Below are 20,044 nucleotides of genomic sequence, written 5' to 3' on the forward strand. Positions count from 1 at the left end.
AAGCATTACACTATCCACCAAAATAGGGCCGACAATATGCCGCCGATGACGGTAAGAGACCAGTCTATCCAGTCCCAAAGTCCTCCTTTCAGTTTGTCTTTGAGTTCCAGACAGGAGGCAGCGATAATGGATGCATACAGAGCCGTCCACGGATTGAGGGCGGCAAATCCTACAAGAAGGCCGCCAATAAGGTGCTTATAGCGGTTGCTTTGTTTGAGAAATTCGATAATTTTGTTCATAATGAGTTGTTTTTGAAAATTGTTTTGTATATTTGCAGTGAGGAATAGCATTAGAAGTCCAGTGCCGGATTGTAGTTCCGGAAGATTGCTTCTTTTGCTATTCTTTTTTTATCTTGTTGTAAAGTTCCGGACTATCCGATATACTATGCAGCACATATTCTCCCCAATCATATTCACGGACAATCAGCAAATTTTTTTCTCCACTCACTTCCACTTCAAAAATGTGTGACTGTACGACACGTTTGATACCTTTATGGTTATCTGTTGTGCCAAGGTATGCTGCATTTGAAAACACATTGTTTATGTCCAGCAGCATTTGATTTTTGGCTTTGAAATGTTTGTGCGGTTGATTAGTCCATTCTCTAATAGAGGTACCTGTAATATTCACATCATGATGAAAATGTGTATTACGGATAATAGTTCCTTGTAATGGCTTGGCTGCTGCACGTGTTTGTTTTGCATCGGTTTTTGCTAATTCCCGAACCAGTTTACATGCAGCGCACAATTCATTTTCCGGAACGAAGACCAGTTCCATCTTTCCGTTGCTCATATCGCAATCCTTACACCGTTTGATGGTGTATGGGTTATAGTCGGGCATCGTCTTTTGTTCCATGCCTGCATTGAACCGGAACATACCTTTCTTGTCAAGTTCCAAAGCTGACTCTCCTCTTGCCATAGCCTCTTCATGATCCGTAGTCGGATACTTGGATTTGCGTACCTGGACTACGGAACAGCGGCAGCCCCATCCGTTAGGCGGATAGAATTCTTCCCAGAACGGGTCTGAAGCCGGGAGTGTAATGCCGGCCATCTCCGCATGGGTGGGACGTACCTTTGCATCCCCGGCCGTGCGGTACTGCAGATAATAGCGGTCGCCGTCCTGCATGAACCGTTCCCATTTGGCCGCCATTTCAGCTGAAGCCTGTACGAAGTTAAATTCAGCCCGTAGATAGTTTGAATTGTATGTTTCGTCGATCTTCCGGACATCATTCAAAAAGCGTTCGAACGTCTTTCTATTGCCGTTCTCATCCAACAAGGAGGGAAAGGCTTCATTCAGTTCATGGAAGGTCTTCAAGCCGGAGAATACATAGTTGGAGCGCTCCAGCCGCTTGCGCATGGCCTCGGACATTTCCACCTGCCGGAATGATCCGTTCAGGACAGAAGAATGAGTCTCTATAAAATCCTGCGCTTCTTCGGATGCCAGAATACCTATTTCAAGACTTGCCCCTTCCTGCCGGAACAGTACCTTCATCATGCGTTCGAACTTTTCACGTACCAGGTCAACCGGTGTGCATATATCTTTTCCGGATGCATACTGCAGCAAGGTTTTTGCTATTCCTTCATTCTGCTCCGGATTATGCAGATTGGAATATGACAGCAGTTCTTTGGAGAATGTTTTCCCCCTGAGTGTTGCGCTGATCAGCTCGGCTTCAAACTCGGCCCGGTTCTCCAGGGCATATCTGGACAGTTCCTTTTCGATAAGTTCCCTGTTCACCTTCTCCATGTTCCACTGGTGCTCTACCATGCTGTAAGCTTTGGGCTCCAGCAGCGCATCGATGTGGTGACCGAGTTCATGAAGGAATGTGTTATCCTGTGCACCTGAGCGGTACTGCATTTTCTTTTCCTTGTACGATTTGTAGTCTCGTTCACGGAGTTCGTTGAAATACAGAATACCGTCATCACCCTCGAACATGGGTGCCCGGTATTCTGCTCCGGAAGTTTTTCCTCCTTTCTTTTTAAGCAGTCTGGGAAGCTTGATGCCATGTTCCAGGATAATACGGGCTGCATCTTCCGCATCTTTTCTGGCTTCTTTGTTCTTGATTATTGAAGCCCATTCCTTGGCCATTTTTTCGATGTCCTCCGTTTTTCCCGCCTGCAGGATGGGCTTCCTGTTTTCCAACAATCGGGAATATCGCTGGTGCAGCCCCGAATAATCATCGGGGCTCAGTCGAAAAAACGGGACAGCGTTTCAGCCGGTTTGCCGTCTTTCTTTTTTTTCGGATCTGTCGGGTCCGGCTCTTCCTTCTGCTCCTTCTCCTCGCACGGAATGCCGTATTTTTCCTCAAAGTACTGAGGCTTCACCTTGTAGTGCTGCAGTACCATTTCTTCGTAGGCTTTCTGCTGTTCGGGTGTGTAGTCAATGGAGTAGTCCCAATCAAAGCGCAGCCCTTTGACAGGGAACCCGTGGCGCACCATTCGCGGAATGAGCTGGTTGTTCACTATATCCCGAAGCATATCACAGTCGCTTTCCACGAGGTTCTGGAACACTTCAAGGTGCGTTTCAGACTGTGAGAGGCTGCTTCCGTCCTCGATGGTCATCGTCTGCCCGATGATAAGCTTAGACAGTTCGGAGTTGGCCCGATCGATGCGCTTGTCATAGACATTGAATGCATCTCCCTTGCCGCTTTCCACAAATTCGATTTCGGTTTCCATTCCTGCCACCATGGAGAGGGCGGTTCCGGCTTCACGCAGCATTTGGTCGAGACGGTCAATCTCTTTCTGATCGCGCGAAGTGGTGCGTGCTATACGCATGGGCATTCCGAATATTTCCCCGAAGGTGTCCCAAAAGGCCAGCATGTTCTTTTTGGGGATAGTCTGTGAAGCTGCCTTGAGATACAGCCCGAGGTCGTCGGGTCTGCCTGCCTCAATGAGCCAGTCGGAAAAAGGAGGCTGGCGGTAATCTATACCGGTAGTCCAGTCCTGCCCGAGGTCGGTTATGACACGTCCGTACTCAGGAATGACATGTTTGCGCGGAATAAGCTTAACATCCGAATAACAGATGCAGCCGTCGCCGTCAGTGCAAAGATCGCCCAATTCGATGAGCGAATGTCCCCAGTAGATTGAATCAAGTGCATAGCGCATGAGCTGCTTGAACCAGGACTGGTCAAAGAAGTGAACCGCTTCTTCGTTCTCATCCCCTTTCATATCCACGATTTTGAAAGAACGCGCCATGACAAAACCTCTGCGCTGCTCCACACACCCGGAGAGGTGAAGGTCTATTTCCGCGTCCCGGTAGATGTCGTACAGGCGCTGGCGGCTGGGGCTGTCCACATTGATGGCATACTGCCAGGCATCGCGCCAGTTCTTGATGTCCTTCCGGGTGAGTGCATCAGTGGTGCGTTGCAGGTCGATGACCATTTTCTGCACCCGCTTGATGTCTTTCCCCTTGGCCAGATTAAAATTGCCGTATGGCGTTTGCAGTACGTTTTTCGGTTTATTGGAAAACATACCGTTGAAAAAGTCTTTAATATCCATAGTCCTACCAGTTATGATGAAGCTGCTTCTGACAGCTGTAAACAAATGAATTTCCGGACGGAAGCCCATCTTCTCCGACAGCCAAAGGCAGATCAGGGACAATTTTTCCGGCCTGTATCCCCTCGAGCATTTTTATTGCACGCTCGTAGCGTTCCTTGCGCACCTCGCTTCCCATTTTCTGCGGAACTGACGCGCTCATGTGATAGAGTGCGATGTCGCAGGCGTACGTTACGATGAGCTTGTTACGCTGTTCATCCTGTGCAGAGAAAATGGCCGTACAGTCGTATTTCGAACGCAGATAGCCGGATATTTCCTCCAAAGCCACCGTTTCCGCATCGGCACGGTTTTTGGGGCTTACCTGAGAGATGACCTTCAATGCGTTGTCGCCGATGACAACTTTGTAATCTTCTTCTGTAATGAACATGACTTTACTTTTATTTAGTGATGAACAATGCCATTTTTTCTATATCCCGGATAGTGGTTCCCTTGCGGAAACGGTGGTGGTGAATCAGTTCGCAGATATTCCTTTTGGGGACAACTTTCAGTTTGCCGCCCATATACAGGACATAGTACTTTCTTCCGTAAAGCTTGGCATACTTGCAAGCACGGGCAACGGCACGTTTATAGCGCCATGCAAAAATCATTCTTTTAATCAGCTGTATCATGTTACCATATATTTTTGGCGGTCGGCCTTTTACCGAACACCGGTTGAAAACTCTCCTGCCTTGAATTGCGCTGCAGCATCCAGATGGCTCCCTCGTCGGCATCCGGTGCATCATCGTGAATACGGCTGCCACGCTCCAGTGCCAAGGTCTGTTCGATTCCGGTCTGCATATCCGGCGATTCTTTCAACTTCTCATTGTAGAATACGAAACCGCGTTCCCATAATGGTGACACCGCTTCGATGCGCTGGAGCTTGTCCGGTTTCTTTCGTTTGTCCGGCATGATGGGCAGTTGGTATCCACGCAGATTCCCTTCTGCCTCAAACTCATCCAGAATGACATCCTGCATGAAGTTCGCTTCCATAAAGAACTGGACGGCTGCCGTATCACGTGTACGCTCGTAGAGGTCGTAAAGCCACCGTACCATTCCGGAAACGGTATCCTGCCGGACGTAACAGTCTATAAGGTGCAGTTCCTTCCCAATCTTGCCCCAAAGGCGGCAAGCCTTGTAGTCGTTGGAAGTGGTCGATTTGAAAGAGGGGTCGGTATAGCAGACCAGCATTTCATACTTGGGCAGTCTGGGCAGTTTCTTGTAACGAATCCAGTCTGCCCGGAAGATAGTGCCGTCCACGATGGGGTTGTGCATCATCTCCTTTTCCCATGCCCGGTAGCCTACAAAATCCCTGTATTCCTGCGCCTCTTCTTTCGTCCATTTTTCGCGCCATACCGGTTCTCCGTTCTTGTCTATTGCCTTGATGACAGATACATGCACCCCTTTTGTCTTGGTGAGATTGGCCAGCACCGAGTTTTTAGAAATGAGGTTCCCGACCATGATAAAGCGTCCCCGGCCCACATCCAGTGCACCAAAAAGGGCTTCTTTTACCCAGTCTGTAATGTCATGCACCCGTTTCTCATTGCGGCACAGTTCGTCGTCATCCAAGTCATCGATGACGATGTAGTCCGGACGTGCTTCCCGGTCGCGCAGACCACGCGGAGACTGTCCGCGTCCGCAAGCCAGGAATTTCACCCCGTTGGCCGCCTTGAACTCCCCATCCTGCCAGGAGGTATTCCCCTGCTGCTTGCCGAAGTCGGCAATGATGCGCTGGTTATGCTCCAGTTCTGCCTGAATATCTCCCAGTAGGCGCGTGGCTGAGTCCTCACTTTTGCCGACCACCACCATGAAGTTGATGAGCCGTTTGGGCTGGAACATCAGCCACAGCGGAACAAAAATGTCCATGTGTGTGGACTTGGCATGGCCACGCGGCCACATGAACACCGCCTTCAGGTTGGGTGTGCCTTTTACTTTAGCCGCTGCCGCATTGTGGAACGGTGCATTGTGGATGGTGCGTATGACTTCTCCGGTGGTTTTGTCACGCAAGGTGAGGAAGTGGGGAAAGTAATATTCACAGAACGCAGCATAGTTACCTTGTAGGCGCAGAATACGCCTGTCCTTTTGTGCCGGTGTCTCGCCCGCGAGCAAAGCCGTATCCGTGATGGACTGCACTCTTTTACAGTGTTCCTTCCACTGTTCGTATGCCTGTTTCTTTTCCGCTGCTGTTGCCATAGCCGTTTTATTTTATGCCCATCTGTTCGGTGATATACAGATCCTGGTACTTATTGATTGCCCTGACCAGTTCCGGAGTCACTTCCGGGTCGATGGTTGAACGGTATTCAATCCATTTGGAGAATGCCATGAACACTTCAATGACATCCACTACGTTGGCCTTCTTGTCTAACTTTTCAATCACTGCCGAAAGTTTGGCCAGTTTGTCCCCGAGACCGGCTACAAGTGCAGGGTCGTTCGATTCGTTGACTTGAGTAATGAGTGTATCAATGGTGAGCAGGAGTTTGTTCACCAGTTCCGGCCGGGTGACGTTCTTTGCCGCCCTTGCCTCTTTCCATCCGTCAGCCGTGCACCATTTTGAGATGGTGACGCGTGACACGTCCACTTTCTCCGCAATTTCAGTCTGTTCCATGCCGGAAAGGAACAGTGAGCGTGCAAGAGATTTTTTCTTTTCGATTTCTGCCTTTGTCATATAATAAAGAATATAGGGTTAAAGGCAGGCTTCGGAGTCCCTTGCACCTGCCCGATTTATTCGCAAAGTTGTCCGCTTATCAGCTTGCAGCCAAAATAATGTGCAACGGTTTCATAGAAGTGTGCAACCATTGCACACTTTTTTGGCTTCCCGGTAAGTGCTCTGTAATATTGCAGCGCCAATGCATAAAGGCGTGGCATGAGAAAATGAGTAAACGTGTAAGAATTTCAAACGACAGCCTGAACAGCTACGGAAGCCGTGTGCTGACATCGGGCATGAGTGTGGAGCAGTATTGCCGAAACCCGGTACTGCTGTACATGCACCAACGCGGAAACGTGATTGGTTATGTGAAGGACCTTCGGGTAGAGGATGGTGAAGTAACCGGGGAACTGGTGTTTGACGGAGCGACCGACCTCAGTAAAAGATGCAAGAAACAGTTTGAATTCGGCAGCCTGAGAATGGTGAGTGCCGGAATAGACATTCTGGAACTGAGTGACCAGCCCGAACATTTGCTGCAGGGGCAGACCAGCCCGACAATAACCAAAAGCAAGCTGTATGAGGTATCACTGGTGGATGTAGGTTCCAATGATGATGCCATCGTACTGATGAAGGATGGAAAACAAATCACATTGGGAAAGGATGGTGATTGTCCTTTGCCACTAATCAATAACCAAAAAACAACAGAAGAAATGGAACTGAAACTTTTGGCCCTTCAATTGGGGCTGCCGGAAACGGCAACGGAGGCTGATGTTAATCAAGCCTTAAATGAACTGAAAGCAGCCAAGGCTGAGAATGATTCCCTGAAGCAAGAAAACGGGAAGCTGACTTTGGCCCGTATCACTGGTCTTGTAGAAAAGGCAGTGGTGGAAAAGCGTCTGGGAGAAGACAAGAAGATACAGTTTATCGAACTTGGCAAGAAGGTTGGTGTCGATGAACTGAAGAATGTGCTTGATGCCATGCAGCCCCAGGTGAAGATTTCCACTGTATTGAGCTATCAGGGCGGCAAGCAGCAGGCACAGCCGTCCACCTATGCCAAACTGAGCGATGTCCCGAGTGATGCGCTGCTTGAAATGCGCGAGCATAACCCAGAGGAGTACAAGCGCCTGTACAAGGCTGAATACGGCATGACCTGTGAAATTTGAAAACCTTTAAAATGAAGAAAATGGGAAAAATTGTAATGCTTTTGACGGCACTTCTGTTCAATACGCTGACAGGTGTCGTGTGTGCTTCGGTATTGGGATTCTCTCCGGTGGCCGGAGCTGTGGGAATGAATGCGGTGGCAGCCTTTATGGGAATGACCCCGCAGAGTGCTTCAATACTCCGTGAAGGGGTTTATACGGAAATCTGGACAGGGGAACTTGTCAAGGTGCTTCGTGCCGGACTGGAAGGAACCTGGCTGGCGGGAATCCCCGACCAAAGCAGTATCGTGAACAACGATGTGATTCATCTGGTAGAAGTTGGTGTAGATCCGGATGTCTTGATTAACAACAAAACCTATCCGATTGATGTGCAGGCATTGGAGGACAAGGATATTGCCATCAAGCTGGACAAATTCCAGACCAAGGCCACGCCGATTACAGACGATGAGCTTTATGCAATCAGCTATGACAAGACCGCCCGTGTGAAAGAGGGACATGCCAACAGCATCAATGATGCGAAGTTCACCAAGGCAGCCCATGCGCTTTGTGCGAACAAAAATACGGAAACCACTCCGGTGCTTAAGACTACCGGCGAGAAAGATCCAGCTACAAACCGTCTGCGCCTTACCGTGAATGACCTTGTAGAAATGAAGCGTGCCCTTGACAACCTGCGCGTACCGTCAGACGGTCGAAGACTGGTGCTTTGTCCCGACCATGTGAATGACCTGCTGCTGACCAGCCAGGCATTCCGTGAACAGTACAACATTGACCGCAACAGCGGCAAGGTAGGTAACCTTTATGGCTTTGAAATCTATGAGTACGGCAACAACCCGCTTTATACTACAGCTGGGGTGAAGAAGGCATTGGGTACAACGGCAGAAGCCGGTGAATTCCCGTGTTCGTTTGCCTTCTACAAACAGCGGGTTTTCAAGGCAACCGGTTCTACCAAGATGTATTATTCCGAGTCAAAGAACGACCCGTTGAATCAGCGTAATCTGATTAACTTCCGCCATTACTTCATCTGTATGCCCAAGAAAGAGGATGCCGGAGTGGTAATGATGAGCGGCTATCAAGCATGATAATTATGGGAAAGTTGAAGTATTTGGTAATTCACTGTACAGCAACTCCGGAGGGGCGTGAGGTATCATCGGCGGACATCCGCAAATGGCATACTTCTCCGGTTGCCCAGGGAGGAAGAGGATGGAAGCAGGTTGGCTATACCGACCTGTTCCACTTGAACGGAGGCGTGGAACGTCTGGTAGAAAACAATGAGGATGCACAGGTGGACCCTTGGGAAGTGACCAACGGAGCCAAGGGATATAACAGTGTAAGCCGTCACATCGTGTATGCCGGAGGCGTGGGAAAAGACGGTAAGACCCCGAAAGACACCCGCACTGGCTGCCAGAAAAAGGCACTGGAGAAGTATGTGAAGGATTTTCATCGGAAATTCCCTGATGTACGCATTGTAGGACACAACGAACTGGCAGCGAAAGCCTGTCCGAGCTTCGATGTGCAGGAATGGTTGAAAGAAATAGGTATTAATCAATAATAAAACCGGGTGGTATGGACTTGAGCGAATTTATGAACATTATCCTTGGCGGCGGCCTGGTTGGTACGGTGGCGACCATTGGCTCCTTGCGGGCTACTGTGAGAAAAGCGAAAGCGGAAGCGATGAAGGCCGAGGCCGGTGCAGAGGCCATGCGCATAGATAACGCCGAACATGCCACCCGCATTTTGATGGAAAATATTGTAAAACCTCTAAAAGATGAATTTTGTGAAACAAAGAAAGAACTGGCCCGCAATACGCGCGAGATGGCCCGTCTTAGAAAAGCTATTGATACAGCCGGAAACTGTCCTCATCGTGACGATTGCCCTGTGCTTGACAGGTTGCGCGAGTCACCGAAAGAGCATGAACCGGGAAGTCCAGACGGAAACGGCAAGCGCCGACAGCGTGAGCGGAAGTCGACGGGCGGGACTGGTGATGGCGGGGATACCGGCGAGTTCGGTGAAGCTGACTATACCGGCGGACAGCCTCCGTAAGCTTCCTGAAGGTGCCGTGTACCGTGGCAAGAGCGGACAGGCCAACCTGACCGTAGGCAGTGACGGCAAGGGAAACCTTGTGGCCGAAGCCTCGTGCGACAGTCTGCAGCAGCTGGTGCTGTGGTATGAAGAAGAGCTGACACGCATCCGGAGCGAGACCAGGAACGAAACTTCGAATGACGTTCAAATAGAAGAAAAACGCCCTCCGAACCGGATGCGGACGTTTATGAAAGGTGTATTGGCCGGCTTATTGGCCGGTGTGTTATTAACCATCAAACTTTATAAACGATGAACAAGAATTTTATGTACGGTATCGGTGCCGTGAAATACAATGACTTCGTGATAGGCTATATTGAAAAAGGCTCGTTTGACCTGAACGGGCAGAAGGCCGAAGCCGCAAAGATTGAGGCGGAACAGGCACCGGGTGCCCCCGTGCTGATCATTCCGCAGAGCAATGGCAGCATCGCCCCCACATTCAACGTAATCCAGACGGACTACAAGAACCTGCATGCCATGCTGGGCGGTACGCTGCACTATGCGAAAGAAGACACCGAGAAGAAGAACCCAATAGGCTGGACCGCCCCACAAGCCGCCCTGCTGATGCAAGGTCCATTTGAACTGGAACTGGTGAGCGGACGGAGCATCCTGATACCAAACGGCACGCTGCTGAGCAACCTGGGCGGTAAGCTGACGCTTACGGAAACGGCCAAGATAGAATGTACGTTGGAGGTGGCTATGCCGGAGGACGGTTCGCAGCCCTACGGCGTGTTTGACTCGAAAACCTTGCCCGAAGAGTGGGGAGAGCACAAGCTGCCTGCAGCGGGAGCAGCGGCTGCTGCCTCGGTTCAAAGTGAGGAGGCTACAAGCAAGGAGGGATAGTGTATGGCTGACCGGCTGGAACAACTGATAGAAATGGAGTGTGCGGATGCGCTGCTGGACAGCGGCGTGTCCGTTCCTCTTAAAAGGTGGAAGCTCCCATGGCTGAAACGCCCGCTGGAGGTGCGTGTGACGATGAAGCGTCCGAGCCTGCGCGGGCAGATTCTGCTGGCGAGGGAATACCTGAAGATGGGTGTTGAACCTGGCTGGCAGCCGAAGGGCAAGACCGAGGAACTGGCCTTTGTAGCGGAACATGGCAAGGCTGTGAGCCGACTGCTGGCCTATACGGTGTGCCGGGGCTATGTGTCGCGACATGTGGGTATCGGTGTGACGGCATGGGTGCTTCGGAACTTTGTGGAGTGGAAGTATCTGATGGCGCTGTTCCGAACGTTTGAACGGCTGATGGGCACGAAGGATTTTATGCGTATTATCAGCTCGGCGGCGCGGGCGAACCCGATGACCCCGAGACTGAGCCAGGCAAGGATGGGGAGTTAAGAACCCGGTATGAGGGTTCCCATAGCCCTTTCGGTTTCGTGTGGCAGATAGCATCGGCAACGGGCTGGAGTGTGGACTACATTCTGGACGGTGTGAACTACCAGACCTTGATACTGATGCTGAGCGACGCTCCGCGATATGTTCGGCAGAAGGGAGGCAGCGGTAAGTGTGACAGCCACCCGGAGCGCAGTGCCGAGGATGAGGCGAACGATATAGTAGGATTTTTTCAAAGCAAACTGGAATGAGTAAACCTGTAGAAGTTGAATTTTTGATGAAGGATAAACTTACGCCCGGCATGAACAAGGCCGAGCGTGAGGCGCTGGAACTGCGTAATACCGTCAGGCTGCTGGAGGCTGAACTGGAAAGGCTGCGCCTTGCTGGGGAGACGGCCGCCCCCAATCTGGACCAGAGTGCCAATATCGCGCAGATCCATGCACTGGAGAAGCAGCTTGAGGAATTGCGGAGCCAGTTGAAACTGCTGCAGGAGGAATCGGAATCCGTGCAGGTCACCCCTGCAGATATGCCTAATGCACAGCGCCAGTTCAATGGTCTGCACAACAGTATCCAGCAGATGGCGCGTGAAATGCCTTCCTTGGCCATGGGGCCGCAGATGTTCTTCCTGGCCATATCCAACAACCTGCCGATTTTTACCGATGAGTTGGCCCGTGCCCGGAAAGAATACGATGAGCTGCAGAAGTCCGGCAAGAAAGGCACACCGGTATGGAAGCAGGTTCTGTCCTCACTCTTTTCCTGGCAGACGGCTATGACCACCGGCATCATGCTGCTGGTAATGTACGGTGATGAAATCTGGGATTGGACGAAGGATTTGTTCAGCGCCAAAAAAGGCGTGGATGAATTCAACATATCACTCAAGGAAATGACCGAGATAGAGAAGGACGGCCGTGCCCAGATGGTGCGTACCCGCTTCGAACTGAAATCGGTCATCGACGAGATAAAGAACTTCACCGGCAGCAAGGAACAGGAAAAGGCGAAGGTGGAGGAACTGAACCGCAAGTACGGGGAATCTTTCGGATATTATAAAACACTTTCCGAATGGTATGATACCCTTATCCAAAAGAGCGAGGACTATGTACAGGTCCTGCTGCACCAGGCCAATGTCCAGAACCTTGTAAAAAAAGCTGCAGAAGCCGATGAAGAGGTGAATAAAATCAAGGCGCAGAAACCGGAAGAGGCGGAAAGCGCCATGGGTTTTTTCGGGAAATGGGGACAATATATCATGCAGTCAAGCATGGCAGAATCCGGGCAGTTCTATGACGCACAGGCTGCCATCAAGAAACATGATCAGGAAGCTTATGACATACTGTTGAAAAATGCCGAAAACAAACGCGACGGTTATCTGAAAAAAGCGGAGGAAGAGGTAAAGAAAGCGGCAGAAGCAGCCAAAAAAGGAAATATCGGCGGACACATTGACCCCAAACAGCCCGGGAAGAATCCGGAAGCGGAAGCCAGGCAACGGCTTGCCACAGAGCGCAGGCTGGCGCAGGATCTTGCCGCCCTGCAGGCCGAGAATCGGAAGGAAGAGATAGACCGTATGCAAGCCGGTACCGAAAAGAAACTGGCACAAATCGAATATGACTATAACGCCCGGAAAGAAGAGATAAACCGGCAGGAAGCCGACTGGAAGCGTGAGAACAAGGAAGCCGGCCTTTCCACCGGAGATAACGGCCTTACCCGGGAGCAACAGGATGAACTTGAAAAAGCCCGTGCCTCAAACACCGCGTCCCGGAAAAAAGCGGAGACGGACGTGTACAGGGAAGAGGCGGAAGCCATGCGTGACTATCTGAAGGAATACGGTACCTTCCAGCAGCAGAAACTGGCCATCGCTGAAGAATATGCCGAGAAAATCCGCAAGGCACAGTCCCAGGGCGAAAGGCTGACTTTGGAGAAGCAGCGTGATGCGGCTGTGCACAAAGTGGACATGGAAGCCCTTACCCAGAAGATAGACTGGGGAGCAGCGTTCGGGGATTTGACCGGTCTGCTTGCAGACCAGATGAAGAACCTGCTTGGCGAACTTAAACAGTATGTCAAGACGGATGAGTTCAAAAAAACGGGAGCCGCAGACCAGCAGGTCGTTTACGATGCCATTGAACGTATTCAAAGCATGCTCCCCGGTGGCAACGGGACATTGGATTTTGCCCGGCTGCAAACGCAGATGCACGCTTTGGGGGATGCCGTAACACGCGTGCAAAATGCGGAACTGCAGCAGGAAGCGGCATTCGCCCGGTTAAAAGCGGCGCAGACCGATTACAACAAGGCTCTTGAAAGCGGTAACCAGGCAGAAATAGAACGTACCAAAATCGCTCTTCAAATGGCCCAATCGTCCAGCGTTTCAGCTGACGAAGAATACCTGAACGCTACCTCTGAAATGAAGGCGCTTGCCGGGGAGGTGAAAAGTGCCTCCCAGGACACGGTTGACGGGTTGAACATGGTATCCGACGGGTTGCACGGTTTTGCAAGCGGAACCTTGCAGGGATCATTTGAAGGAATCCAGAGCATGCTTACCGGTCTTTCAAAACTGAATATCGGAGGCAAGGTCGGTGATGCCATCAGTCAGATGTCCGAGACCCTGTCAAGTGCCGGAGTCATCGGGCAGATTATATCGGCCATTCTCTCCATACTGGATTTGCTGAAAGACGGTATCGGCCCGATTATCTCATCATTGATAGACACCATTTTCAATGCGATAACCGGAATACTCGACAATATCCTCAGCGGAGACCTGTTCAAACAGATAGGCGGTTCCCTTGTGAAAGGTATCGGAGGACTGCTGAACACGGTGTCTTTCGGAGGTTTCAACAAACTGTTTGGCATCGGCGGAAACGCCAAGGAAGTGCAGGCTGCTATTGACCGTCTTACAGATCGGAACGAGAAACTGCAGACTTCCATCGAAGACCTGACCGATACCATCAAGGCAAGCAAGGGGACAAAATCGGTGGAAGCTTACCGGGATGCTTACAAATACCAGAAAGAGACGAATGCAAACTATCTGCAGATAGCGCAGGAACAGGCACGCTACAGCGGTAGCCACCACAGCTGGAACTACTACTGGGGCGGTTTCAACCAAGCACAGATAGACAAACTGAGCGGACAGATTGGCCGCCAGTGGGACGGGAACCTGTGGAGCCTGAGCCCGGAGGAGATGAAGGCGCTGCGCAGCAACGTGGACATGTGGACGCAGATACAGAACACCGGCAAGGGCGGTTACGGCGGGCGACTGACCGAGAAGCTGGATGACTACATAGCGCAGGCCGGCAAGCTGGAGGAACTGACCGACCAGCTGTATGAAGGTCTGACCGGTATTTCATTCGACGGGATGTACAGCAGCTTCATCGACAACCTGATGAACATGAAGTACGGTGCCAAGGATGCGGCGGAGGATATATCCGAGTACTTCATGCGGGCGATGCTAAGCAACAAGATTGGGGAAATGTACTCCGAGAAGTTGAAAGGCTGGTGGGAGAAGTTCGGCAAGGCGATGGAGGACAACGAACTGACCGAGGCGGAACGGAACGCGCTGACCGAAGAGTACATGCAGTATGTGGACGAAGCCCTTGCCCTGCGTGACAGCCTGGCGGCAGCCACGGGCTACGACAAGACCGAAGCCGGCGGCACCAGCCAGAGTGCGAAAGCGGGCGGTTTTACGGCCATGACGCAGGACCAGGGTACGAAGCTGGAGGGCATGTTCACCAGCGGGCTGCAGCACTGGAGCAGCATGGACGACCGGCTGGAAAGTGTGGTGGAGAAGATGGACACGGCCGAAGGCCACCTGGCCCGGATAGTCGAGAACACCGGTGTGAGCGCCGGACACCTGGGCGAACTGAAGGAAGTGATAAAGAAAATGATACGTGACGGACTAAAAGTGAAGTGATATGGGCAATATACTGAGCGGACTGGTGCTGGTGAACGGCACGGACATCTGGACGGAATACGGCGTGTTCCTGGTGGAAGACCGGCGCGGCGGCATGGAGAACCTGACGGCCATCCTGACCCCGAGCAAGGCCAAGAAGGATACCGCCGTGGACATACGGGAAGAGGACGGTGAGAAATACTCTGCAGTTCTTAACCCCAAGAACGAGGCGCGGGACGTGACGCTGCACTTTGCGCTGTACAACAAGACCCAGGCAGGCTGGATGAAGCAGTACTTTGCCTTTGTGAATTTCCTGAAGCAAGGGAAGGACGGCTGGCTGGAAATCCGTTTCCCCCAGCTGGACCTGCAGCTGCGGGTGAAGTATGCCGACTGCACGAAGTTTACCCCGCTGACCTATCTGTGGAGGGAAGGCGTGCATGCCGGCAAGTTCCGGGTAAAGTTCCGGGAACCGAAACCGATTATATAACCATTCAAACACTATTAGAATATGCTTCTAACGATATATGACAAAGCCGGGACCAAGCGTGCGGACGTGGCCGTGAACGACAGCTCGACGCAAAGCAAGGAGGTGCAGGGAGACAATGTGCTTTCCCTGTCGTTCAGCTACTATGACTTCCTGCCCCTGGACGTGAACGACTACACGGACTATCTGGGCGAACGGTACTGGCTGACGGAACGCTACACACCGAAGCAGGTGAACGAGGGCGAGTGGGACTATGACCTGAAGCTGTACGGCGTGGAGAGCCTGATCAAGCGGTTCCTGGTGCTGGAGACGACGGACGGGGACACCAACCCCCTGTTTACCCTGACGGCCACGCCCCGCGAGCATGTGGCGCTGGTGGTGAAGGCTATCAATGACGGCATGGGTCACACGACCGACTGGAAGGTGGGTACGGTGGAAGGTGCAGAACTGATCACGATAGACTACGAGGGGATGTACTGTGACGAAGCGCTGAAAGCCATTGCCGAAAAAGCCGGCGGCAAGGTGGAATGGTGGGTTGAGGGGCAGACGGTGAACGTGTGCCGCTGCGAACACGGGGAAGAAATCGCCCTGGGGTACGGCAAGGGACTGACCTCGCTGGAAAGAGACACCAGCAACACGGCCAAATTCTACACCCGCCTGTTCCCGGTAGGTTCGACCCGCAACATCGATGCGGAGAAATACGGCAGCCCGAGATTGATGCTCCCCGGCGGAAAGAAGTACATCGAGCAGGGCGTGGAGGAATATGGCATCTATGACCATTACGAGCAGGAAGCCTTCAGCGGCATCTTCCCCCACCGGGTGGGTACGGTGAACTCGGTACGCAGCGAGGAGGTAACGGACGATGAAGGGAACAAATTCACCATCTATTACTTCCGGGACGGGGGGCTGAACTTTGACCCCAACCTGTACGAGCTGGCCGGCGAGACCAAGCGTGTGTCGTTCCAGACGGGCGACCTGGCCGGACTGGGAGAAAGCGATGACCACTACTTTGAGGTGAACTACGACAGTGCGGCGAGGGAATTTGAACTGATTACCATCTGGCCCTATGATGACGGCACGCAGCTGCCGGGCGGCAAGCTGGTGCCCCGCGTCGGCGACACCTATATCCTGTGGAACATCCGGATGCCGGATGAGTATTACCGGCTGGCCGAAGAGGAATTTGCGGCAGCGGTTGAGGAGTACAACCGGGACCACTGGCTGGACATTGCCGCCTACAAAGCCCCGACAGACCCGGTGTATATGGAGGAGCACGGCATCGACCTGTTTGTGGGCAGACGGGTGAAGCTGGAGAGCCGGAAGTATTTCCCTGAAAAAGGCTACCGGCAGAGCCGTATCACCAAAATCAGCCGCAAGGTGAACGAACCCGGACAGATGGACATCGAGATAAGCGATGCGCTGCAGGTGGGCAAGTTCGACAAGGTGACGGACAGCATCGGTGCGTTGAAAAGCTATACGAAATCAAAGACGGAAGGCGCTGCCCTTCCGGACATCATACGAAGCTGGGACAAGACGCTGCCCACGGACAACAACCTGTTTTCCGCCCGGCGCAGCCAGAAAGAGTTTCTGAATAAGAGCAAGCCGGACACAGCCAAAGAGCCCATCCGCTTTTTGAAGGGTGTGACCTTCGGCGAGGCTACCGGCGGCAAGCCCTGCGGCAGCGTGGACGGTGAGGGCAATGCCGAGTATCTGACTGCCGTGATCCGCGAACTGCTGCGCAGTACGGAGTTTGTGGACGGGCTGACCGGTGAGGGCTGGCAGCTGTGGATTGACCAGCTGACGGGACTGACGAACCTGACGGTGGACAAAGTGACTGCCCGGCAAAGTCTGGTGGCGCTGGAACTGCTGATTGAGCAGGTGCGCAGCGTGTGCGGCCAGCTGGTGGTGTCGGCAGCCAACGGCAAGATCAAGGACGTGGTGAAGCAGGGTGACAACTACCGCATCCTGTTTGAGCAGGAATCGGGCTTTGTGGCCCATGACCTGATGCGCTGTGCCGTTACAGGCGGGGCAAAGCTGAAATCCTACTGGGTGGAGGTGGCCTCGGTGATAGCCGGCGGGGTGCTGGTTCCGGTAAGCGAGTTTGGCGGGGTGAAGCCGGAGGTAGGCGATGAGTGCGTGCTGATGGGCAACACGGAAAACCCGCTCCGGCAGAACCTTATATCCATTGCGGCCACGGAGGACGGGCAGCCCCGTATCGACATCCTGGACGGTGTGAAGGCCAAAAACTTCAACGGCTGCCTGCGCTGTCGGCTGGGTAAGCTGGACGGCATCAGGAGCAGCGCTTTCCCGGCAGACAACCAACCGAAGGGAAACGGTCTGTATGCTGACAACGTGTGGCTGAAGGGTACGTTTGTGCTGATGACCGGCGAGGACATATTGACACGCTTTGAGATAACCGAAGGCAAAATCCATTCAGCTGTGGAAGGCTTGCGCAAGGAAATACGCGAAGACCAGAGTTATCTGGACAACAGCAGTTTTGCCGACGGCATGGACAAATGGAAGACGGGCAGCAAGGCTACGCTGTTCACCCTGGGCGGACGCTGGATCTGGGCGAACGGCGGTCCTTACGGAACGAAGCCGGACGGGCATGTCGAGATACGGACCGACGGCAAAGTGCCTTATGCTTATATCCGGAACAATTACATCATGCAAAGGCTGAAAGACTTCCGCCTGGTACCGGAGTACCGGCAGACGAACAGCCAGGGTGAACGGGTTCCCGGCGTGGTGTATCTGTCGTTCAGCTACCGAGTCATCAAGGCCGGAAGGCTGAAAATCGAATTTGTGGGTGCTGACAAGACCGGGTTTGAGAACTTCAACCTGTTCGGCCATGAAGAAGACCTGCCCGTGGGCGGTGAGAAGATGTTCACGCTGGACGGACTTTGGAACGGTACGGGAGACTTCAAGCTGTCGTTTACGGGCGTGATTTACATATCGCTGCTGGTATTCTCTACCAACAAGGCAGACGCACTGGCCTATAAGTACCGCACACTGTTCGAGCAGAGCGACCGGCTGGTGAAGATTTCAGCGGCGGTATTTGACAAGGACGGTGAAGCATTGAAAGAAACCGGACTGGTGGTGAAGCCGGAAGGTGCCGGGCTGTATGCCCAGGATGCCAGCGGCAAGGTGGCCCTTATCGGGGTCAGTGTGGAAGATACGGACGAATACGGCAAGCCCGTGAGCAAAATCAAGCTGACCGCTGACCATATACAGCTGGAGGGACTGGTGACAGCCAACGGCAATTTCAAGATACTGGAAGACGGGAGCATGGAATGCCGGAATGCATCTGTATATGGAAAAATATTTGTTGAGGACGGAGGAAAGGTAGGAACATTTACAGTTGAAAGGAATTGTATGCTTTGGAGTAATGGAGATGCTGAAATTCGATTGGGATATGACGGCTATTGGACCGGAGATACCTGCATCTATGCTAAGGCAAACAATTTTAGTAATGCAATCATGGGTATTGCTCCATTTGGTGGAGCAGGTATTTATGGAAGTTGTCGTGAGAAGCCTACTTATCCTGACAAATATACATTTTCAGCAGGATATTTCGATGGCGATGTGTTGGTGCATTCCGGGAATATTCTGGTGAGTGGTGGTGTGGTACAAGCTGATAAAATGCTTCCTCAAAATGGTTGGTCTGGGCGATTCAAGGGTAAAACAGTAGAAGTACAGAATGGAATTATCATTAACGTGTCATAAAAATGAATAGTTATGAAGGTGAATTTTAACAAGACGTTTAAGGATTATAGAGGGAATGACCTCATAGTCGGTGGAAAAGTCCAGCTGATGACAGATATTATAGCCCAATGCCTTTTTAATGGGGAGGGTGCTCGATCATCCGGTGATTCTAATAAGGATAGCAGCCGTAAAATCCATTCGTATGAATTGTGCATGCGTCTCATACAGGCAAACGGGGATTTATCCATCAGTGCTGAGGATGCTATACTTATAAAAGAGTCTGTAATCGGGCTAACCCCAGGATGTTATTCACAGATCGTAAAATTGATAGATGAATAGATTTATGGCAGAAATGACGCAAGAAGAAATGGTTCAGGAAGTGCTGGACCGTGTGCTCCAGTCCTCTACCGGTGTGGAGGATTTGGAAACTGTTACCTCGCTGAACGGTGTGAAATCACTGCCCGGCGAGAAGGACGGCAAGATGGTGATCGTCCCCCTGGAACTGATAGGGAAACCTGCGAGCGATGCCGCCGCCCGTGCCGAGGCTGCCGCCAAGAAAGCGGAAGGAGCCGTAGCCGGACTGGAGGAAAAGACCCAGGCCGCCACGGAAGCCGCTACCAAGGCCAACGAAGCGGCAGCCAAGGCAGAAAATGCCGCTGCCAAGGTGGAACAGACTACGGCAGCAGCCGTCGGCGGGGCTACTGTACGCTTTTCATCATGGATGGAAACAGGCAACGTTTTACCTGACAAAAGTACCAAGCCGGGCGGCAGCGTGGTGTATGTGGCCGGTGCCGGGAAATTTGCCTACCACATGGACTCCACCCTGTACGGGGACTGGGACGTGGCGGGAGTACCCCCTGCCGGCATGTTCATGAATGCGGACCGGACAGCCATCCTGCCGGACAAGCTTTACCTGCTGGGCGATGCCGTATATACCGGAACAGAAGGCCGCCTGAGACTACTTTCCTACCGGCATGAGGTGATGAGCGGGGATGCTTACGAAGCACTGCCGGACAAGGATGAGAATACGCTGTATCTGATTTATGAGGAGGAGTGACGATGATAACCATAGGCGGTAAGGAAATAACGGCTGCGTATGTGGGAAAACGTGCCCTGTCGGCTGTCTATGCCGGGGCAAGGCTGGTATGGTCCGCAATCAGCAGCTGTTTCGGACTTGGATACTGGAAAGGCGACGAGCCGTGGAACGGGTCGGACGCATGGAACGGTAGCAGTAAAACTGATAAATGAATGATT

General features: G+C 52.3%; 21 protein-coding genes. 14 read left to right on the forward strand and 7 right to left on the reverse strand.

Features of this window, described 5'->3' with window-relative positions:
- Window positions 1-5 precede the first annotated feature (5 nt).
- From DW947_RS10895 to DW947_RS10925, 7 genes are all read right to left on the reverse strand, one after another.
- On the reverse strand, window positions 6-239 hold the full coding sequence (locus tag DW947_RS10895; RefSeq protein WP_008782246.1) for a hypothetical protein: 234 nt from the start codon (window positions 237-239) through the stop codon (window positions 6-8).
- Window positions 240-336: 97 nt separating this feature from the next.
- Complete coding sequence (locus DW947_RS10900) at window positions 337-1,491, reverse strand: phage minor head protein (protein ID WP_119958537.1); 1,155 nt, start codon at window positions 1,489-1,491, stop codon at window positions 337-339.
- Window positions 1,492-2,180: 689 nt separating this feature from the next.
- Complete coding sequence (locus tag DW947_RS10905) at window positions 2,181-3,491, reverse strand: DUF935 family protein (protein ID WP_119958503.1); 1,311 nt, start codon at window positions 3,489-3,491, stop codon at window positions 2,181-2,183.
- Window positions 3,492-3,495: 4 nt separating this feature from the next.
- Entirely contained in the window at window positions 3,496-3,915 is a 420-nt protein-coding gene (locus DW947_RS10910; RefSeq protein ID WP_119958504.1) for a phage protein Gp36 family protein, read from the reverse strand.
- A gap of 10 nt (window positions 3,916-3,925) precedes the next feature.
- Window positions 3,926-4,156 (reverse strand): hypothetical protein, encoded by a 231-nt coding sequence (locus tag DW947_RS10915; protein ID WP_119958505.1) that lies wholly within the window; start codon window positions 4,154-4,156, stop codon window positions 3,926-3,928.
- A gap of 1 nt (window position 4,157) precedes the next feature.
- Window positions 4,158-5,717, reverse strand: coding sequence for a hypothetical protein (locus DW947_RS10920; protein ID WP_119958506.1), 1,560 nt, complete (start codon window positions 5,715-5,717; stop codon window positions 4,158-4,160).
- Window positions 5,718-5,724: 7 nt separating this feature from the next.
- Window positions 5,725-6,189 (reverse strand): terminase gpP N-terminus-related DNA-binding protein, encoded by a 465-nt coding sequence (locus DW947_RS10925; protein WP_005798268.1) that lies wholly within the window; start codon window positions 6,187-6,189, stop codon window positions 5,725-5,727.
- A gap of 206 nt (window positions 6,190-6,395) precedes the next feature.
- On the opposite strand from DW947_RS10925, the gene DW947_RS10930 reads away from it, so the two are divergent.
- Genes DW947_RS10930 through DW947_RS10995 form a run of 14 tightly spaced genes read left to right on the forward strand, consistent with a single transcriptional unit; the run spans window position 6,396 to window position 20,038 of the window.
- Window positions 6,396-7,331, forward strand: a complete 936-nt coding sequence (locus DW947_RS10930) for an HK97 family phage prohead protease (RefSeq protein ID WP_207805247.1) — start codon at window positions 6,396-6,398, stop codon at window positions 7,329-7,331.
- Between the two features lie 35 nt (window positions 7,332-7,366).
- Window positions 7,367-8,407, forward strand: coding sequence for a hypothetical protein (locus DW947_RS10935; RefSeq protein ID WP_196212488.1), 1,041 nt, complete (start codon window positions 7,367-7,369; stop codon window positions 8,405-8,407).
- A 5-nt stretch (window positions 8,408-8,412) separates the two neighbouring features.
- Window positions 8,413-8,877: an N-acetylmuramoyl-L-alanine amidase gene (locus tag DW947_RS10940; protein ID WP_119958538.1), complete on the forward strand. Its 465-nt coding sequence runs from the start codon at window positions 8,413-8,415 to the stop codon at window positions 8,875-8,877.
- Window positions 8,878-8,891: 14 nt separating this feature from the next.
- The gene (locus DW947_RS10945; RefSeq protein ID WP_117911366.1) at window positions 8,892-9,368 is read left to right on the forward strand and encodes a hypothetical protein; all 477 of its coding nucleotides are present in this window, start codon (window positions 8,892-8,894) and stop codon (window positions 9,366-9,368) included.
- Window positions 9,310-9,660, forward strand: coding sequence for a hypothetical protein (locus DW947_RS10950; RefSeq protein WP_243635082.1), 351 nt, complete (start codon window positions 9,310-9,312; stop codon window positions 9,658-9,660). The genes DW947_RS10945 and DW947_RS10950 overlap by 59 nt, the downstream gene beginning before the upstream one ends.
- Window positions 9,657-10,247 (forward strand): hypothetical protein, encoded by a 591-nt coding sequence (locus tag DW947_RS10955; protein WP_119958509.1) that lies wholly within the window; start codon window positions 9,657-9,659, stop codon window positions 10,245-10,247. The genes DW947_RS10950 and DW947_RS10955 overlap by 4 nt, the downstream gene beginning before the upstream one ends.
- A 3-nt stretch (window positions 10,248-10,250) precedes the next feature.
- Entirely contained in the window at window positions 10,251-10,739 is a 489-nt protein-coding gene (locus tag DW947_RS10960; RefSeq protein ID WP_119958510.1) for a hypothetical protein, read from the forward strand.
- 38 nt (window positions 10,740-10,777) lie between these two features.
- Window positions 10,778-10,984, forward strand: a complete 207-nt coding sequence (locus tag DW947_RS10965; protein WP_117911372.1) for a hypothetical protein — start codon at window positions 10,778-10,780, stop codon at window positions 10,982-10,984.
- Window positions 10,981-14,628: a viral A-type inclusion protein gene (locus DW947_RS10970; protein ID WP_119958511.1), complete on the forward strand. Its 3,648-nt coding sequence runs from the start codon at window positions 10,981-10,983 to the stop codon at window positions 14,626-14,628. The genes DW947_RS10965 and DW947_RS10970 overlap by 4 nt, the downstream gene beginning before the upstream one ends.
- A gap of 1 nt (window position 14,629) precedes the next feature.
- Window positions 14,630-15,094: a hypothetical protein gene (locus DW947_RS10975; RefSeq protein ID WP_117921424.1), complete on the forward strand. Its 465-nt coding sequence runs from the start codon at window positions 14,630-14,632 to the stop codon at window positions 15,092-15,094.
- Window positions 15,095-15,115: 21 nt separating this feature from the next.
- Window positions 15,116-18,811 carry a hypothetical protein gene (locus DW947_RS10980; protein ID WP_230324584.1) on the forward strand — a complete coding sequence of 1,232 codons (3,696 nt, stop codon included), beginning with the start codon at window positions 15,116-15,118 and terminating at the stop codon, window positions 18,809-18,811.
- 12 nt (window positions 18,812-18,823) lie between these two features.
- Window positions 18,824-19,129 (forward strand): hypothetical protein, encoded by a 306-nt coding sequence (locus DW947_RS10985; RefSeq protein WP_057280917.1) that lies wholly within the window; start codon window positions 18,824-18,826, stop codon window positions 19,127-19,129.
- A gap of 4 nt (window positions 19,130-19,133) precedes the next feature.
- Window positions 19,134-19,847: a hypothetical protein gene (locus DW947_RS10990; protein WP_117911417.1), complete on the forward strand. Its 714-nt coding sequence runs from the start codon at window positions 19,134-19,136 to the stop codon at window positions 19,845-19,847.
- Between the two features lie 2 nt (window positions 19,848-19,849).
- On the forward strand, window positions 19,850-20,038 hold the full coding sequence (locus DW947_RS10995) for a hypothetical protein (protein ID WP_007562482.1): 189 nt from the start codon (window positions 19,850-19,852) through the stop codon (window positions 20,036-20,038).
- Window positions 20,039-20,044 lie beyond the last annotated feature (6 nt).

The sequence above is a fragment of the Bacteroides sp. AM44-19 genome (assembly GCF_003603395.1).
Classification (GTDB): Bacteria; Bacteroidota; Bacteroidia; order Bacteroidales; family Bacteroidaceae; genus Bacteroides; species Bacteroides uniformis.

Coding starts and splice junctions, on each gene's coding strand:
- DW947_RS10895 (WP_008782246.1), bottom strand. CDS start 239: ATGAACAAAATTATCGAATTTCTCAAACAAAGCAACCGCTATAAGCAC.
- DW947_RS10900 (WP_119958537.1), bottom strand. CDS start 1,491: ATGATGAAGGTACTGTTCCGGCAGGAAGGGGCAAGTCTTGAAATAGGT.
- DW947_RS10905 (WP_119958503.1), bottom strand. CDS start 3,491: ATGGATATTAAAGACTTTTTCAACGGTATGTTTTCCAATAAACCGAAA.
- DW947_RS10910 (WP_119958504.1), bottom strand. CDS start 3,915: ATGTTCATTACAGAAGAAGATTACAAAGTTGTCATCGGCGACAACGCA.
- DW947_RS10915 (WP_119958505.1), bottom strand. CDS start 4,156: ATGATACAGCTGATTAAAAGAATGATTTTTGCATGGCGCTATAAACGT.
- DW947_RS10920 (WP_119958506.1), bottom strand. CDS start 5,717: ATGGCAACAGCAGCGGAAAAGAAACAGGCATACGAACAGTGGAAGGAA.
- DW947_RS10925 (WP_005798268.1), bottom strand. CDS start 6,189: ATGACAAAGGCAGAAATCGAAAAGAAAAAATCTCTTGCACGCTCACTG.
- DW947_RS10930 (WP_207805247.1), top strand. CDS start 6,396: ATGAGTAAACGTGTAAGAATTTCAAACGACAGCCTGAACAGCTACGGA.
- DW947_RS10935 (WP_196212488.1), top strand. CDS start 7,367: ATGCTTTTGACGGCACTTCTGTTCAATACGCTGACAGGTGTCGTGTGT.
- DW947_RS10940 (WP_119958538.1), top strand. CDS start 8,413: ATGGGAAAGTTGAAGTATTTGGTAATTCACTGTACAGCAACTCCGGAG.
- DW947_RS10945 (WP_117911366.1), top strand. CDS start 8,892: ATGGACTTGAGCGAATTTATGAACATTATCCTTGGCGGCGGCCTGGTT.
- DW947_RS10950 (WP_243635082.1), top strand. CDS start 9,310: ATGGCGGGGATACCGGCGAGTTCGGTGAAGCTGACTATACCGGCGGAC.
- DW947_RS10955 (WP_119958509.1), top strand. CDS start 9,657: ATGAACAAGAATTTTATGTACGGTATCGGTGCCGTGAAATACAATGAC.
- DW947_RS10960 (WP_119958510.1), top strand. CDS start 10,251: ATGGCTGACCGGCTGGAACAACTGATAGAAATGGAGTGTGCGGATGCG.
- DW947_RS10970 (WP_119958511.1), top strand. CDS start 10,981: ATGAGTAAACCTGTAGAAGTTGAATTTTTGATGAAGGATAAACTTACG.
- DW947_RS10975 (WP_117921424.1), top strand. CDS start 14,630: ATGGGCAATATACTGAGCGGACTGGTGCTGGTGAACGGCACGGACATC.
- DW947_RS10980 (WP_230324584.1), top strand. CDS start 15,116: ATGCTTCTAACGATATATGACAAAGCCGGGACCAAGCGTGCGGACGTG.
- DW947_RS10985 (WP_057280917.1), top strand. CDS start 18,824: ATGAAGGTGAATTTTAACAAGACGTTTAAGGATTATAGAGGGAATGAC.
- DW947_RS10990 (WP_117911417.1), top strand. CDS start 19,134: ATGGCAGAAATGACGCAAGAAGAAATGGTTCAGGAAGTGCTGGACCGT.
- DW947_RS10995 (WP_007562482.1), top strand. CDS start 19,850: ATGATAACCATAGGCGGTAAGGAAATAACGGCTGCGTATGTGGGAAAA.